Below are 15,099 nucleotides of genomic sequence, written 5' to 3' on the forward strand. Positions count from 1 at the left end.
TTTTATATGTCACAGACAGCTATCACGCTGGCATTTGAACACTGGAAAGCGCAGCAGGGTGCAACCGGCGAGCCGGTGTTACTGGATGAATTTGTGTTTGCGAATGTGCCAGGACTGAACCCGGATACACCCGTTGACCGGAATGAAGCACAGCCTCCTGTGGAACAGATTGTGCACCGGCAGCCTGTTACCCCCACTGGCGTGGTGAATGAAAATGGCGTGGTGTATTCCGCCGTTCTGGGTGCTGACGTGGGCGATTTCAGTTTCAACTGGATCGGTCTGCTGAATAAGGCCAGCGGTACCCTGGCCATGATTGTTCATGCGCCCTTACAGCAAAAGCTGAAAACAGCGGAAGGGCAGCAGGGGAATGTGCTTACCCGTTCGTTTCTGATGGAGTACAACGGCGCACAGACTGAAACCGGAATTAATACACCGCCTGAAACCTGGCAGATTGACTTCACTGCGCGTATGGCCGGAATGGATGAACGCCAGCGCCTGGAGAATGTGGATATTTACGGCGCTGCGGCATTTTTTGGGGATGGTTATCTGGTCGGAAAAACCGGCAATCAGTATTTTGTCACCAAAGGCACCGGCTATGTGGCGGGGCTGCGTACATCGCTGGCCGCAAACCAGAATATTACTGTGACGGCTAAGCCGGTAAAGGTCTGGCTGGATGTGTGCTGGACGGGAACACTGACCAGTGTCTGGAATGTGCAGCGCAAAATTACCGTAGCGGAAAACCTGGCTGACTATGTGCAGAACGGCGAACAGCATTACGTGTTTGCAGTGGCCAGCATTGATGTAAATGGAAATATCACTGATTTGCGGCCAAAGGGGAGTCTGAACGAACAACAGGCCAGCAGTGATTTCTTGCGAAAGGATGCGAATTTAGCCGATGTTCGGGATAAAGCTGAAGCCCGTAAAAACCTCAGTCTTGGTGAACTTGCCCTGTTGAGCAGAAATGATGTGCTTCCTGTAGGAGTGCCACTGCCGTGGCCATCTGATAATACGCCTCAGGGCTATGTATTAATGCAGGGGCAGCCATTTGATAAATCAACCTATCCACTGCTTGCTGTTGCGTATCCATCGGGTGTTATTCCCGATATGCGAGGTCAGACGATTAAGGGTAAACCTGATGGTAGAGGGGTACTAACACAGGAACAGGACGGTATTAAGTGGCATGACCACGGTGCAACAGTCGCAGCAACTGATCTTGGCAGCAGAGATACAACCGCTTTTGACTATGGCACGAAATCAGTCAGCACGTTTGACTACGGTTCAAAAACGACTGATTACACCGGAGAGCACGCACACGGGATCCCTGTTGGTCACACAGGTGCGGGAAATGGGGTATCAGCAGGTTATAACGCCGCACTTGGCACGGGCGCCACTTCGAATGCGGGGGCGCATGCCCACAATGTCTATATCGGTGCGCATAACCACGCTGTTGGTATCGGTGCACATGCCCACTCTGTCTACATTGGGGCACACAGCCATGCAGTGACAGTATCCCCATCTGGTCAGGCTGAGAATACCGTAAAAAATACTGCATTTAATTATTTAGTGAGGCTCGCATAATGACTTTTAAAATGACCGATACCGATCGCATTATTACTATTTACAATCTGTCATCTGCCACAAACGAATTTATCGGAAAGGGTGATGGATTTATCCCCGCTAACACGGGGTTACCCGCAAACAGCACTGATATTGCACCACCGCCAGCGAAGACCGGGTTTGTCGCTGTATTTAATTTTGAGTCAGAAAAATGGTCACTTGTTGAAGACCATCGCGGGAAGGTTGTCTATGACATTTGCACCGGGAAAGCTGCCTCGATTGATCAGTTGGGTAAGTTACCTGACGATGTCGTTTCCGTTGCGCCTGAAGGTCATTTTGTCAGGTGGGATGGGAAGCAATGGGTACACGATGCTGACGCAGAAAAAACGGCGCTGACTACGATGTCAACCCAGCAAAAAGAAAGTTTGCTGGCGTTGGCCACCTCTAAAATGGGTCCATTACAGGATGCCGTTGACCTGGGTATTGCAACAGAAACAGAAACAGCGCTTTTGCTGGCGTGGAAAAAATATCGTGTTCTGCTTAATCGTATTAATCCAGAGGATGCACCAGATATTAACTGGCCGGAGGTGCCTGATGTGGCGTGAAGCGAGCCTGGCTTTTACTGACTCACTGGCTGCGCTGAATTGTTCCATAGTTCCGGCGCATCCGTGGATAAACGGTCTGGGGCAGCAGACGGATAACGGGGCATATCTCAGCCCGGTGAATGCTGTTAGCTATTTTGCTGAAAGGCTGGCCGGAACGGGCGGGAATGCTGATGTGATGATCATGATGGTGACAGGTCAGACACATGAGAATTTTATGACCCGCCTCAACGGTCTGGTCGATGTTTTCCCTGCACCGGCATTCACTCAGGTAAAGCGCCTGGCTCAATCCGCTGCGGCGCTGGCCATCGAAAAAATGCAGATCCCTGCGAAAACTGGGGCAGGGTTGCCGGTTGCCATTCCTCTGTCGGTGCCAACCACCAGGGCGGCATTGTCAGCTGCGGCTGTCAGCCAGGCACAAAAAGCGGCCAGCGCAGGTTTCAGCCTGGGCGGGTTAAAGCAGCAACTGGGGGAATTCACGCAGCTGCGTGAAAAACTTATCGGTAATGTGGCCAGCGGGCTGGACGATTTACAGGGAAAAAGCGCCAGAGCCTGGGTGTTTACGAGCAACGGCAACACAGCCACCACGCTGCTGGAGCTGGTAAAAGATATTCCGCAGCCATCAGCCGTTTATGCAGCGGCAGTGATGCTGGTTGGTGACAATCTGGATGGAATAAAGGGAATGATTCATGACTTCGATCCCAATACTGGCGCTTAATGGCGAGGCCATACCGCTGAAAAACATGCGTGTGACTGTATCGCAGCAGTTTCAGGATAAAGACCAGTCCGGCCAGACAAGCGCCACAACCAAATCAGAACAGGGGGCAAAGGGGAAAGAGCTGCGTATCAGTGGCGAAATTCCGTTTAAAAGCCCGGAGATCCTGAAGCGTATTTTTGAACTGGCCAGCGCCACGGATGCCGGAGGAAATCGCCAGAAATACCGCGTGGCGCATGAAGTGGCCAGAGCCGTGAATTTTCGCGAGGCGACATTCAGCGGGATGCTTGATGCTCCGCAGCAGGACGGGAAAATGGCCTGGCTGGTTACGTTCACCCTGGCGGAACATATCAGCGTGCAGGAAAAGCGGGAAGCCAGGGCAACAGGCAAAACGTCTGCCAAAAAACAGACTGCCGGTAATGCGGGACAATCTGGCGGCCAGAGTGCCGGAGAAGATGAAGAAAAACTGACGTGGTTTGAAAAGCGGGTGCTGAAACCCGTTAATGATGCTTTGGGTTAATGATGAAACCAGTTAAACGCCTGTACCTTTCAACGGATGAAGTTCACCTGGCTGATGCCAGCCTTGTGCTGGAGCTGAACAGCTGCGGCCGGGGATTTATCACTGCACAGACAGCCGCGGATTACACCGGGAAACTGGTGCGGCTGGATGTGGGGTATTCCGATCTGCTTTTGCGCTGGTTTACTGGTTATGTGGAACGCTCACAACCCGCCGAAAACGGCTTTCAGCGTCTGTTTGTGCGCGAGCTGGTCGGCGTTTTTGAAAGAATGTGGCCATGTTCATTTCAGCATCCCACTTTGCGCAAGGTAGCCAGCTGGCTGGAGGAAAACAGCGGAATTACTGTCAGTGTGCCGGATGCCCCTTACAGCGATAAACCGATCCCCCATTTCACTCATAACGGCACGGGCTATCAGTTGCTGAATAATCTGGGCAGAGCATTCAGTATTCAGGATTACATCTGGTACCAGTTGCCAGATGGTTCCCTGTATGTGGGCGGCGCGGAAAAAGCGATGTTTGCCGGTCGTCCGGTAGATATCCCGGCAGAGTTCAGCTTGGGGGCTGCTGGCGGTAATTCCATGACGCTGCCGGTGATCCAGAGTCTGCGGCCGGGAGTGGAGCTGAACGGGGAGCGCGTGACAAAAGTGCACCTGACCAATGACACAATGGCAGTTACCTGGACACCCAGAAATCGCGCAACAGGTCAGCCCTTACAGAAAACACCGGCACAGCGTCAGATTGAAAGCCATTACCCGGAACTGGCTTCAGGGCTGCACCTGCCAAAACTGGCCAGAGTGGTAGCACCCAGTGAGGCCGTGAAAAGTGGTAATTTTGCCGATCCGTTCCGGCCGCGCTATGCCGTTGATGTGCAGCTGCTTGATGCAGACGGCAACCCGGATAACCAGACGCCGGTTTATTCTGCGGTGCCGCTGCCGGTACCTATGGCCGGTAATGACTCCGGCATGTTCCAGTTTCCGCCAGAAGGGACGCTGGTTGAAGTTGCGTTTACCGGAGGGCGCCCGGATAAACCTTTTATCAGGCAGACGCTGCCGGATGGTACCTGTCTGCCGGATGTTAAACCCGGTGAGCAGCTGCAACAGCAGCGGGCTGAAGTGTCGCAGCGTGTTACCCAGGCTGGCGATTGGGTACGGCAGACCGATCAGACTATCAGCGAAACATCGATGGCGCGGACGGTCAAAGCCGACACGGAACAGCGTGAGCTGGTCAGCCGTGAAACCATGGTTAAAGCCACCGATAAAACTACGGTGCTGGGTACCGCCACCCTGATGGCCGGAGCCATTCAGCAGGTTAGTGCCGGGGATTTTAGCCAGGCCGTGAAAGGCAACAGGCTGGCCAGTATTGAGGGGAATGAAGAAACCGATATAACAGGGAAGCAGTCAACGAAAGTAGCCGGTGCTGTGGATGTTGATGTGGGGGGAACCCTGACTGAAAAGATTGCCGCTTTGCGTAAATCGGTGGCGGCGGGCGGTCAGCAGATTATGGGGCCAACCGTCCATATTGGTAGTGAGAGTGTCAACACGCTGGCCATGATGCTGGATACCATTGATTTACTGGCAGAGCTGGCGCAGCAATGTGCGAGCCATTCGCACCCCAATGTTGGTACGCCAACCAATGCCGGGGCATTTACCCAGACAGCAGAGAAGGCAGGACAGACCCGAAGTAAGTACCAGAAAATCATCGCCTGATCATCCCATCAGCTCGCGCATAATGCGGGCTTTTTTGTACCCATTCCCAGACCTCACCAGACGCATTCTAAGCGTTTATTTCCCCTGGCTACCACCACGCAACACCATAAAAGGATCTGTGCTGTCACGTTACGCTGACGGCGATACACGCTGACAAAATAAATCTTTCGCAGACAAAAACGGCACTACACCGCACCCGCCTGCGGTTTCTGGATAGATATAATTTTTCAGTTTTCTTTTCCTACAAACTGGACTGCCAGACAGCTCCAGTTCTGGCAGCTTAGCAGAAAACCAGAACTGAAAAGAATGAAAGGAATTTCAGTGGTTTTCAGTTTTATGGATCTATGGATGACTAAAATTAATTTATAACTATAAGAAAAATAATGATTTTATTGATTTCAAGTGAATGTGGATGGATCGTTTGTTTCGATTTAGTTTTTCTACGTTATGAGACAAAATGAGCGTTTATGCAGTTTCTAGTCAAGTGGTTAGAATACTAAAACTGAAATTTTAGTTACTGTATTGAGACCTAGGAAAGTGTGACAGCTGAGTGTATCCTAGAGATCCTGACGTTAGCCGGTCTTTCCGGCCACTCTGTACACTCGTCGTATACGACATGTGGACTCACTGGGACTCACTGGGACTCACTGGGACTCACTGGGACTCTCTGGGGTTCTTGGTTTTTCGATATTTAGTTTGGGCTATGCGCTTGCGCTAAGATGCGTCAGGATAGTGCAGAGGGAACAAACATGAAGAAACGTCTGTTTGGCTTAGTGAAGTGGCTCGCGAGGGCTAAATTAGCTCTCGAGTTTCTCAACGAGTTAATCGCTTTCGTTGAGAAAGTATACAGCTACATTCACGTAGCCCTTAACTATTACTGCTTAAGTTGGGATAAATCATCCAGATGGAAACATGGAAGCATAAATTCCTTCTGAAAGAAAAAAAGTGGGTTCATATACCTTCTGAAGAGATGATTAAATATGGCTCCTCCCTGCATAAATATTTAAGAAGAAATTGGAGGTTTCCACTATATTATTATCATTTAAGAAATGGCGGGCATGTTGCCGCTGCTAAGTTACATAAGAGTAATGATTTCTTCTGTTTAATTGATATTAAATGTTTTTTTGAGTCAACATCGCAAAGCCGAGTGACTCGTGAACTAAAGAAAATTATACCGTATGACAAAGCTAGGCATATCGCAAAGCTTTCGACAGTTCGACTTCCGAACGCTGTTAGACATAAATTTGCTGTTCCGTATGGCTATCCGCAATCTCCAGTTCTAGCTACCCTTTGTTTACAAAACTCTTACGCTGGGACTGTTATAGATTCTTTTCACAGGTCAGGTATTGTCACAGTTTCAGTTTATATGGACGACATCATCCTTTCTTCAAAGGATCTTGACACCTTAAACCAGCATTTCGAGATACTCTGCGAAGCGCTAAGAAAGTCGCGCTATGAAATTAATTTCTCGAAAACTCAAAAGCCAGCCACAAAAATTAGTGTTTTCAATCTTGAACTGGGTCATCGACATCTAAAAGTTGAGTCAGGAAGGATGGTTCTTTTCATACAAGCCTTTGCTAAATCACGTAACAAGCATGAAAAAAATTCCATTGCTAAATACGTCCACACCGTCAATCCAGACCAAGCTGAGAGACACTTTCCGAAGTGATACACTTCGCTATCCCGCAGACTTATTTATTTTTGTGCGACATATTTGCGACATTCGCAAAGATAATAACAAAAAAGCCACTCGCTAGAGTGGCTTAATTATATGATTCTAAAGCTAAAATTTGGTGGCCCCTGCTGGACTTGAACCAGCGACCAAGCGATTATGAGTCGCCTGCTCTAACCACTGAGCTAAGGGGCCGTGGCGGTGGATTATAAAGTAACTCTGCGTTGCAATCCAGACATAAGCGTACGGATGCTGTTTTTATAAACAATGTATTTTCAGTCCGTTATACTTGTTCCCTTGATGTATTGTTCGGAGTAATTATGGTTAAGGACATACTGGCGCCGGGGCTACGGGTGGTGTTTTGCGGCATTAACCCAGGGCTGTCTTCCGCAGGTACAGGATTCCCCTTTGCACACCCCGCTAATCGCTTCTGGAAGGTCATCCATCAGGCGGGATTTACCGATCGTCAGCTAAAACCTGAAGAGGCACAGCACCTGCTGGACTTCCGCTGCGGCGTGACTAAATTTGTCGACAGACCAACGGTGCAAGCCAATGAGGTGAAGCTGCAGGAGATGCGTAGCGGCGGTCGTCTGCTCATTGAGAAAATTGAGGAGTATCAGCCTGCGGCGCTCGCTATCCTTGGCAAGCAGGCATTTGAGCAGGGTCTTAGCCAGCGTGGGGCGCAGTGGGGGAAACAGACGTTGACCATTGGCGCGACGCAAATATGGGTATTGCCGAATCCCAGCGGGTTAAGCCGGATCACGCTGGATAAACTGGTGGAGGCGTATCGGGAAGTGAATGACGCCTTGCTCAGGCGAGGACTATAAAGAAAAACGCCACCTTGCGGTGGCGTTTATGCTTATGCGGCGAGATTAATCGTCGAGGAAGCTACGCAGTACTTCAGAGCGGCTCGGGTGACGCAGTTTACGCAGCGCCTTTGCTTCGATCTGACGGATACGTTCACGGGTAACGTCGAACTGTTTACCCACTTCTTCCAGCGTGTGGTCGGTATTCATATCGATACCGAAACGCATACGCAGAACTTTCGCTTCACGGGCGGTCAGGCCAGCCAGCACGTCGTGCGTTGCAGCACGCAGACTCTCGGTGGTCGCAGAGTCCAGCGGCAGCTCGAGGGTGGTATCCTCGATGAAATCACCCAGATGCGAATCTTCATCGTCGCCGATCGGCGTTTCCATGGAGATAGGCTCTTTAGCGATCTTCAGCACTTTACGGATCTTGTCTTCCGGCATTAGCATGCGTTCAGCCAGTTCTTCCGGCGTCGGCTCGCGGCCCATCTCCTGCAGCATCTGACGGGAGATACGGTTGAGCTTGTTGATGGTCTCAATCATATGTACCGGGATACGGATGGTACGCGCCTGATCCGCGATCGAACGGGTGATCGCCTGACGGATCCACCAGGTTGCATAGGTGGAGAACTTGTAACCACGACGGTATTCAAACTTATCAACCGCTTTCATCAGACCGATGTTACCTTCCTGAATCAGATCCAGGAACTGCAGACCACGGTTGGTGTACTTTTTGGCGATAGAGATAACCAGACGTAAGTTCGCTTCAACCATCTCTTTTTTCGCACGGCGGGCTTTCGCTTCACCAATGGACATGCGACGGTTGATATCTTTAACCTGCTCGATGGTCAGGCCGGTTTCTTCTTCAATCTGCTGCAGTTTCTGCAGGCCGCGGTGAACGTCATCTGCCACGTCGTGCAGTTTTTCAGACCACGGTTTGTTCATCGCGATTGCCGCGTTGAACCAGGTTTCGCTGGTTTCATTGCCAGTGAACAGAGTGATGAAGTTTTTCTTCGGCATTTTGCACTGCTCAACGCAGAGCTTCATGATCAGACGTTCCTGAGTACGCACGCGGTCCATCATGACGCGCATGCTGTTTACCAGGTAGTCGAACTGCTTCGGCACCAGGCGGAACTGTTTGAACACTTCAGACAGCTTCTGAATTTCTTCCTGCGCGGCAGCATGACTGCGGCCTTTCGCTTTGATGGTGTCGCGAGTGATTTCGTACTGAGTACGCAGTTCACCAAATTTTTCACGCGCTAATTCAGGATCGATGCTGTTGTCGTCATCGCTGCTGTCGTCGTCTTCTTCTTCATCTTCGTCTTCATCGTCATCCAACTCTTCCTGAGAGAGTTCAGAACCGACGTGCGTCGCCGTTGGCGCCATGTCTTCTTCCGCGTTCGGATCGACAAAGCCGGTGATCAGATCGGAAAGACGCGCTTCTTCAGCTTCTACGCGATCGTATTGCTCAAGCAGGTAGGTGATGGCTTCCGGGTATTCGGCAACGGAGCATTGAACCTGGTTAATCCCGTCTTCGATGCGTTTAGCGATGTCGATTTCGCCTTCACGGGTTAACAGTTCAACGGTACCCATTTCACGCATGTACATGCGAACCGGGTCAGTTGTACGACCGATTTCGGACTCAACGCTGGACAGAACCTGGGCAGCCGCTTCTTCCGCGTCTTCATCGGTGCTGTTGGAGGTTTCAGCAAGCAGCAGATCATCGGCATCAGGTGCTTCTTCCATCACCTGAATACCCATGTCATTGATCATTTGGATGATGTCTTCGATTTGATCTGAATCGACGATATCTTCCGGCAGATGGTCATTGACCTCGGCATAGGTCAGATAGCCTTGCTCCTTACCACGTTGGACAAGAAGCTTCAGCTGTGACTGCGGGTTTTGCTCCATAAGACGGTATCCACACTTAATTCGTTTGATTGGTGTTGGGCGGTAAAACCGCCAACGGCAAAACGAGGGCATACTTATATTTTGCCGCTGCCTCTCCGTGCGGCTGTCGGGGGCTTCCCGATCGATATTCGGCAGTTAAGCCGTTAAATACTTCATCTTTCACGTTGTTTCTGCGTTAGCTGCGTTCGTTACTCGGCTCATCCTGAGCCTCGCCCCTTACGGGGCCACCGCAAGCAGCGTTCAAATCCGCTCCCGGCGGATTTGTCATCCTGGTCATGTACTTATGTACACTCCCTGGCGTTCGTTCACTTGCTGCCTTGATACAACGCGAATGATTTTGTCTTTGTTTTGTCTTTCGCTTATTTCTTGGCCAGTTCCTGGTTCAGCGTCCAGAGTTCCCGGCGTTCTTCGCTGCTTAAACCGTGTGTGCGCTCACGAGCTATCAACTCTTCCTGGCGCAGTTCAAGCATCGAATCAAACATATGGTTGAGTGAGTCGGTGAAGGTTTTTTCTGCGATATCTTTATCTGCTATATCGTCCCACATCGACAGTTTTTCAAGGGTCGCAGCATCATTTGTGCCACGATAGTGTTCTAAAAGTTGCCCGGTAGTCAGACCTGGCTGAGCCAGACAAGTGTTGACCAGTTCTCTGAATAAGCCAAGACCAGGCAGCTTATTGCTATCCAGTGCGCCTAACGGTGGAACCAGCGGGGCGAGGCCCGGATTCTGCACCAGCAACCCTATAAGTATACGCATGGTCGTACGTTTTAGCTGTGGAACAGGACGGGAAGCTCCATTTTCTGCCAGTTTTGGCATTAAACGTTCAAGCTGGCTGTCATCCAGAATGCCGAGCTTGTTTCCCAACTCCTGTCGCAGATAAATGCGCAACGTTTCGCCTGGTACCTGAGTAATCAGCGGTAATGCCAGCGTGCTGAGCTGTGCGCGTCCGTCCGGGGTACTCAAATCCACCTGTGGCAACAGGCTATTAAATAAAAACGCGGAGAGCGGCAACGCCTGCTCCATCCGGGCTTCAAAGGCCTCTTTCCCTTCTTTACGCACCAGCGTATCGGGGTCTTCGCCGTCAGGTAAAAACATAAAGCGTAGCTGGCGTCCGTCTGTCATATAGGGCAGTGCGGTTTCCAGCGCGCGCCATGCTGCATCGCGTCCGGCACGGTCGCCGTCGTAACAGCAAATTACGTTGTTCGTCGCGCGGAACAACAACTGGATGTGATCTGCGGTGGTTGACGTCCCAAGGGATGCCACGGCGTAGTTAATGCCGTATTGCGCCAGCGCCACCACATCCATATAGCCTTCTACCACTAACAGGCGCTGCGGATCGGCGTTATCCTGCTGGGCTTCATAAAGGCCATACAGCTGGCGACCTTTATGGAAAATATCGGTTTCCGGGGAGTTGAGATACTTCGGCAGGGCATCGCCCAGCACGCGTCCACCAAAACCAATGACCCGACCGCGTTTGTCGCGGATGGGGAACATCACCCGTTCGCGGAAGCGATCGTAACTGCGTCCTTGATCGTTGGTGACCAACATCCCCGCATCGACCAGCGATTTGCGATTCTCAGCATTGCCGCCAAACCGTTTCAGGACGTTGTCCCAGCCGGGGGGCGCAAAACCAATAGCAAAACGGGTGATAACGTCGCTACTTAATCCGCGCTTTTCCAGGTACTGGCGCGCGGGGGTAGCGGCGGGTTGCATCAAAGACTGTTGATAAAAAGTGTTCAGGCCGTCCATCAATTGATAAAGGCTTTGCCGTTGATGGCGCTCTATCTGACTGGGGCCACTGCCTGCTTCATAGGGCACTTCAAGGTTGTGCATTGCGGCCAATTCTTCGACGGTTTCCACAAACTCGAGCTTGTCGTAGTTCATGAGAAAGTCGACGGCGTTGCCATGCGCGCCACACCCAAAGCAGTGATAAAACTGTTTTTCACCGTTTACGGTGAAAGAGGGGGTTTTTTCGTTATGGAACGGACAGCACGCGTGATAATTTTTGCCCTGCTTTTTCAGCTTCACCCGTGCGTCGATGAGATCGACGATGTCGGTTCTTGCCAGCAGGTCATTAATAAAAACGCGAGGAATTCGTCCAGCCATAAGCCCCTGTTTTTTGATGACTCATATACACAAAATCATTCAGGATGCATCAAGGCGGCAATGGAGCGAATCCTCAGGAGCGTACATAAGTACGTGACTGGGGTGAACGACTGCAGCCAACGCAGAGGCAGCTTGAATGATGACGTGTATAAACGAAAATAAGCCGCGCATTCCTTCCGGAAGCACGGCCTTACAACTACAACTCAGTCTGAATTGAGAGCTTTAGCTCTCAATGGATTAGTACAGACGAGTACGGCGTGCGTTTTCGCGAGCCAGTTTCTTCGCGTGACGTTTCACAGCAGAAGCTTTAGCGCGCTTACGTTCGGTAGTCGGTTTTTCATAGAACTCACGACGACGAACTTCCGCCAGAACACCTGCTTTTTCGCATGAACGCTTGAAGCGACGCAGTGCTACGTCGAACGGCTCGTTTTCACGTACTTTAATTACCGGCATGTAACTCTCACCTTTAATAAATTCGGTTTGCCGCTGGCATCAACGCCAGCTTATTTCAAAATGGTGCGGAATTTTACTGCAATTGCTGCTGCTTTGTAAAGCACCGACGCGATTTTGAAAGGGACTTTTATAAGGACAAGGAGTATACACGAGCGAAACTCCTGGGGCGAACAAAGTTTTACATCAACCCGCATTGGTCCTACACTGCGCGGTAATAAAGCGAGGTAAAACAAGTCATGCGTGTACTGGGTATTGAAACGTCCTGCGATGAAACCGGCATCGCCATTTACGACGATGAAAAAGGTCTTTTAGCCAACCAATTGTATAGTCAGGTGAAATTACACGCTGACTACGGCGGCGTAGTGCCAGAACTGGCCTCGCGCGATCACGTACGTAAAACCGTACCGCTGATCCAGGCCGCGCTGAAAGAAGCGGGACTGACGGCAAAAGAGATTGATGCGGTAGCGTATACCGCAGGTCCTGGTTTGGTTGGCGCGCTGCTGGTTGGCGCAACCGTAGGACGTTCGCTGGCGTTCGCCTGGGGCGTACCGGCAATTCCTGTGCACCATATGGAAGGGCATCTGCTGGCGCCGATGCTGGAAGATAATCCTCCTGCTTTCCCGTTTGTCGCGCTGCTGGTTTCCGGCGGTCACACGCAGTTGATCAGCGTCACCGGTATCGGTCAGTATGAATTACTCGGCGAATCGATTGATGATGCCGCTGGCGAAGCGTTCGACAAAACAGCCAAGCTGCTGGGGCTGGATTATCCTGGCGGCCCAATGCTGTCAAAGCTGGCTTCGCAAGGCGTTGAAAAACGTTTTGTTTTCCCGCGTCCAATGACCGACCGTCCGGGGCTGGATTTCAGCTTCTCCGGTCTGAAAACCTTCGCTGCGAATACCATTCGTAATAACGAAAATGACGATCAGACCCGCGCAGATATCGCCCGTGCGTTTGAAGATGCGGTGGTTGATACGTTGATGATCAAGTGCAAACGCGCGCTGGATCAAACCGGTTTTAAACGTCTGGTGATGGCGGGGGGCGTGAGTGCGAACCGTACGCTGCGCGCAAAACTGGCAGAGATGATGCAAAAACGTCGTGGCGAAGTGTTTTATGCGCGTCCGGAATTTTGCACCGATAACGGGGCGATGATCGCCTACGCGGGCATGGTGCGTTTTAAAGCGGGCGCAACGGCGGATCTTGGCGTGACCGTGCGTCCACGCTGGCCGCTGGCGGAATTACCGGCAGCATAAGCTCACAATATCGTAGGCCCGGTATGCGTAGCGCCACCGGGCAATACGCTACATCCGCAGCATTCCTTTCTCTTCCAGAAACGCGATAATTTTTTCCAGGCCATCTCCGGACTTTAAATTACTAAACGTCCATGGACGCTCGCCGCGCATGCGTAAGGTATCGCGCTCCATCACCTCCAGCGAGGCGCCCACATAAGGGGCCAAATCGGTTTTATTGATCACCAGAAAATCGGATTTGGTGATCCCCGGCCCGCCTTTACGCGGGATCTTCTCGCCTTCAGCAACGTCGATCACATAGATCGTCAGATCCGCGAGTTCCGGGCTGAAGGTGGCGCTCAGATTATCGCCGCCGCTTTCCACAAAAATCAGATCCAGATTGCCGAATTTCTCACTCAGCGCTTCTACGGCAGCCAGATTCATCGATGCATCTTCACGGATGGCGGTATGCGGACAGCCGCCGGTTTCCACGCCGACGATCCTGTCCGGTTCCAGTGCGCCTGCCTCGGTGAGAATGCGCTGATCTTCTTTGGTGTAGATATCGTTGGTCACCACCGCCAGTTGATAGCTCTTGCGCATGGCTTTGCATAACGCTTCCAGCAGCGCCGTTTTGCCCGAGCCAACCGGGCCGCCAACGCCCACACGCAGGGGATGCTTGTTATTACTCATTTTTTCTCCTCAGGAGCGGAATAATCGGGAATATTGGGTTTCATGCCGGGCAGACGCGATAGCGGCCAGCGGCGTTGCGGAGCCGAGGCTGGCGTCAGGACACGCCAGCGCCTGTGCCAGACCCTGCGCATAGCGATCGCAGAGCGCAATAATCAAACGCTGGGCCGCCTGTTGTCCAAAGGGAACCAGCTTGACGCCGGCCATGACAGCGCTCTCAATCCAGCTGTAGCCGAGGCTTAACGCCAGCTGCGTCAGGGGGATTTTCCAGCGCACGCCCAGCCAGGCCATGCCGCAGAGTTGGCTGTCGATAAAGAGCGCGCGCCACTCCCGCGAGCAGTCCGCTTCCCAGTCGGTGACCAGCCGTGTAAACGCCGCGCCCCGACTGCGTTCTTCATCTCGTAATTCGCGGGTTTCGCGACAGGCCAACAGGTAAGCGCTCCAGCGGCGTGCGGCGGCGAGATCGTCCTGCTCGCAGGCGCGATACAGTCTTGCCAGCAGCGGCAGGTCGACGGTAAAAAAGTTCTGCTCCATCTGCTGGATTTGCCAGGCAGAGAAGTCATCGACGCTTTTCACCCAGCCGATTTCCACCGCCCATTCCAGGCCCTGGGACCAGGTAAACGACCCCACCGGGAGAGCGCTGCTGGCGAGCTGCATCAGACGTAGCTGTTGGGTGTTATGCATCAGTGCGCATGGCCATGATGATGCCCATGTGATTCGCTGGCATAAGCGCCTGCTTCAGGTTCAAACGGCAACTGGGCGAACGTCACCTCAAGATTGAACTGGCGCAGCATGTCGTCCAGCACATGATCGTGATGGTAGCGTAGTTGGTCGGGGAGAATTTGCAGTGGAACGTGACGATTGCCGAGGTGATAACAGGCTTTGGCGAGCAGAAAAGGATCGGCGCAGCTCACCACGGAAACCGACTCCGGCGCGGCGATCACTTCGATCACTTCGCTGCCATCTTCGGTACTTAGCAGATCGCCGCCGCGCAGCAGCAAACCACGCGGTAGCATTAGCCCGGCTTCGCGACCGTCGTTCAGCGCCACTCTGGCGCGACTTTTAACCCGAACATCAATGGGTAGCGTGACGCTTGCGGTGGCGCGGTGGGCGTGGTCAAGGCGTTGGGTCAGGTAGATCAT

The 15,099-nt window shown here is 52.1% G+C and carries 14 protein-coding genes and 1 tRNA gene; 8 read left to right on the forward strand and 7 right to left on the reverse strand.

Going from position 1 to position 15,099, the window contains the following annotated elements; genetic code table 11:
* The first annotated feature begins 6 nt into the window (after window positions 1–6).
* The 6 genes from OGV80_RS05925 (at window position 7) to OGV80_RS05950 (ending at window position 6,766) form a co-directional block, all read left to right on the forward strand.
* Entirely contained in the window at window positions 7–1,578 is a 1,572-nt protein-coding gene (locus tag OGV80_RS05925) for a phage tail-collar fiber domain-containing protein (RefSeq protein ID WP_286514096.1), read from the forward strand.
* The gene (locus OGV80_RS05930; protein WP_286514098.1) at window positions 1,578–2,162 is read left to right on the forward strand and encodes a tail fiber assembly protein; all 585 of its coding nucleotides are present in this window, start codon (window positions 1,578–1,580) and stop codon (window positions 2,160–2,162) included. The genes OGV80_RS05925 and OGV80_RS05930 overlap by 1 nt, the downstream gene beginning before the upstream one ends.
* On the forward strand, window positions 2,152–2,877 hold the full coding sequence (locus tag OGV80_RS05935; RefSeq protein WP_286514101.1) for a hypothetical protein: 726 nt from the start codon (window positions 2,152–2,154) through the stop codon (window positions 2,875–2,877). The genes OGV80_RS05930 and OGV80_RS05935 overlap by 11 nt, the downstream gene beginning before the upstream one ends.
* On the forward strand, window positions 2,849–3,394 hold the full coding sequence (locus OGV80_RS05940; RefSeq protein WP_097412659.1) for a baseplate complex protein: 546 nt from the start codon (window positions 2,849–2,851) through the stop codon (window positions 3,392–3,394). Before OGV80_RS05935 ends, OGV80_RS05940 begins: the two co-directional genes overlap by 29 nt.
* On the forward strand, window positions 3,394–5,097 hold the full coding sequence (locus OGV80_RS05945; protein WP_286514108.1) for a hypothetical protein: 1,704 nt from the start codon (window positions 3,394–3,396) through the stop codon (window positions 5,095–5,097). Before OGV80_RS05940 ends, OGV80_RS05945 begins: the two co-directional genes overlap by 1 nt.
* Before the next feature lie 904 nt (window positions 5,098–6,001).
* A complete protein-coding gene (locus OGV80_RS05950; RefSeq protein WP_286514111.1) occupies window positions 6,002–6,766 on the forward strand; it encodes a reverse transcriptase domain-containing protein in 765 nt (254 codons plus the stop codon).
* A gap of 122 nt (window positions 6,767–6,888) precedes the next feature.
* Here the strand turns inward: OGV80_RS05950 and OGV80_RS05955 are convergent.
* Window positions 6,889–6,964, reverse strand: a tRNA-Ile gene (locus OGV80_RS05955).
* A gap of 125 nt (window positions 6,965–7,089) precedes the next feature.
* Here OGV80_RS05955 and mug point away from each other — a divergent pair.
* Window positions 7,090–7,596, forward strand: coding sequence for a G/U mismatch-specific DNA glycosylase (gene mug, locus OGV80_RS05960; RefSeq protein WP_047408510.1), 507 nt, complete (start codon window positions 7,090–7,092; stop codon window positions 7,594–7,596).
* A gap of 45 nt (window positions 7,597–7,641) precedes the next feature.
* On the opposite strand, the gene rpoD is transcribed toward mug, so the two are convergent.
* The 3 genes from rpoD to rpsU form a co-directional block, all read right to left on the reverse strand.
* The gene (rpoD, locus tag OGV80_RS05965; RefSeq protein WP_043017666.1) at window positions 7,642–9,486 is read right to left on the reverse strand and encodes an RNA polymerase sigma factor RpoD; all 1,845 of its coding nucleotides are present in this window, start codon (window positions 9,484–9,486) and stop codon (window positions 7,642–7,644) included.
* Window positions 9,487–9,845: 359 nt separating this feature from the next.
* Complete coding sequence (gene dnaG, locus OGV80_RS05970) at window positions 9,846–11,591, reverse strand: DNA primase (RefSeq protein ID WP_003828467.1); 1,746 nt, start codon at window positions 11,589–11,591, stop codon at window positions 9,846–9,848.
* Between the two features lie 237 nt (window positions 11,592–11,828).
* Window positions 11,829–12,044, reverse strand: coding sequence for a 30S ribosomal protein S21 (gene rpsU, locus OGV80_RS05975; RefSeq protein ID WP_001144069.1), 216 nt, complete (start codon window positions 12,042–12,044; stop codon window positions 11,829–11,831).
* Between the two features lie 236 nt (window positions 12,045–12,280).
* On the opposite strand from rpsU, the gene tsaD reads away from it, so the two are divergent.
* Window positions 12,281–13,294 (forward strand): tRNA (adenosine(37)-N6)-threonylcarbamoyltransferase complex transferase subunit TsaD, encoded by a 1,014-nt coding sequence (tsaD, locus tag OGV80_RS05980; protein ID WP_003024694.1) that lies wholly within the window; start codon window positions 12,281–12,283, stop codon window positions 13,292–13,294.
* A 48-nt stretch (window positions 13,295–13,342) separates the two neighbouring features.
* On the opposite strand, the gene ureG is transcribed toward tsaD, so the two are convergent.
* Genes ureG through ureE form a run of 3 tightly spaced genes read right to left on the reverse strand, consistent with a single transcriptional unit; the run spans window position 13,343 to window position 15,099 of the window.
* On the reverse strand, window positions 13,343–13,960 hold the full coding sequence (gene ureG / locus OGV80_RS05985; protein ID WP_047408513.1) for an urease accessory protein UreG: 618 nt from the start codon (window positions 13,958–13,960) through the stop codon (window positions 13,343–13,345).
* A gap of 9 nt (window positions 13,961–13,969) precedes the next feature.
* Complete coding sequence (locus OGV80_RS05990) at window positions 13,970–14,641, reverse strand: urease accessory protein UreF (RefSeq protein ID WP_043017664.1); 672 nt, start codon at window positions 14,639–14,641, stop codon at window positions 13,970–13,972.
* Window positions 14,641–15,099 (reverse strand): urease accessory protein UreE, encoded by a 459-nt coding sequence (gene ureE / locus OGV80_RS05995; RefSeq protein ID WP_047408519.1) that lies wholly within the window; start codon window positions 15,097–15,099, stop codon window positions 14,641–14,643. The genes OGV80_RS05990 and ureE overlap by 1 nt, the downstream gene beginning before the upstream one ends.

Origin of the sequence: Citrobacter sp. Ce119 (assembly GCF_030334525.1) — a bacterium.
GTDB lineage: Bacteria > Pseudomonadota > Gammaproteobacteria > Enterobacterales > Enterobacteriaceae > Citrobacter > Citrobacter europaeus.

Coding starts and splice junctions, on each gene's coding strand:
- OGV80_RS05925 (WP_286514096.1), top strand. CDS start 7: ATGTCACAGACAGCTATCACGCTGGCATTTGAACACTGGAAAGCGCAG.
- OGV80_RS05930 (WP_286514098.1), top strand. CDS start 1,578: ATGACTTTTAAAATGACCGATACCGATCGCATTATTACTATTTACAAT.
- OGV80_RS05935 (WP_286514101.1), top strand. CDS start 2,152: ATGTGGCGTGAAGCGAGCCTGGCTTTTACTGACTCACTGGCTGCGCTG.
- OGV80_RS05940 (WP_097412659.1), top strand. CDS start 2,849: ATGACTTCGATCCCAATACTGGCGCTTAATGGCGAGGCCATACCGCTG.
- OGV80_RS05945 (WP_286514108.1), top strand. CDS start 3,394: ATGATGAAACCAGTTAAACGCCTGTACCTTTCAACGGATGAAGTTCAC.
- OGV80_RS05950 (WP_286514111.1), top strand. CDS start 6,002: ATGGAAACATGGAAGCATAAATTCCTTCTGAAAGAAAAAAAGTGGGTT.
- mug (WP_047408510.1), top strand. CDS start 7,090: ATGGTTAAGGACATACTGGCGCCGGGGCTACGGGTGGTGTTTTGCGGC.
- rpoD (WP_043017666.1), bottom strand. CDS start 9,486: ATGGAGCAAAACCCGCAGTCACAGCTGAAGCTTCTTGTCCAACGTGGT.
- dnaG (WP_003828467.1), bottom strand. CDS start 11,591: ATGGCTGGACGAATTCCTCGCGTTTTTATTAATGACCTGCTGGCAAGA.
- rpsU (WP_001144069.1), bottom strand. CDS start 12,044: ATGCCGGTAATTAAAGTACGTGAAAACGAGCCGTTCGACGTAGCACTG.
- tsaD (WP_003024694.1), top strand. CDS start 12,281: ATGCGTGTACTGGGTATTGAAACGTCCTGCGATGAAACCGGCATCGCC.
- ureG (WP_047408513.1), bottom strand. CDS start 13,960: ATGAGTAATAACAAGCATCCCCTGCGTGTGGGCGTTGGCGGCCCGGTT.
- OGV80_RS05990 (WP_043017664.1), bottom strand. CDS start 14,641: ATGCATAACACCCAACAGCTACGTCTGATGCAGCTCGCCAGCAGCGCT.
- ureE (WP_047408519.1), bottom strand. CDS start 15,099: ATGATCTACCTGACCCAACGCCTTGACCACGCCCACCGCGCCACCGCA.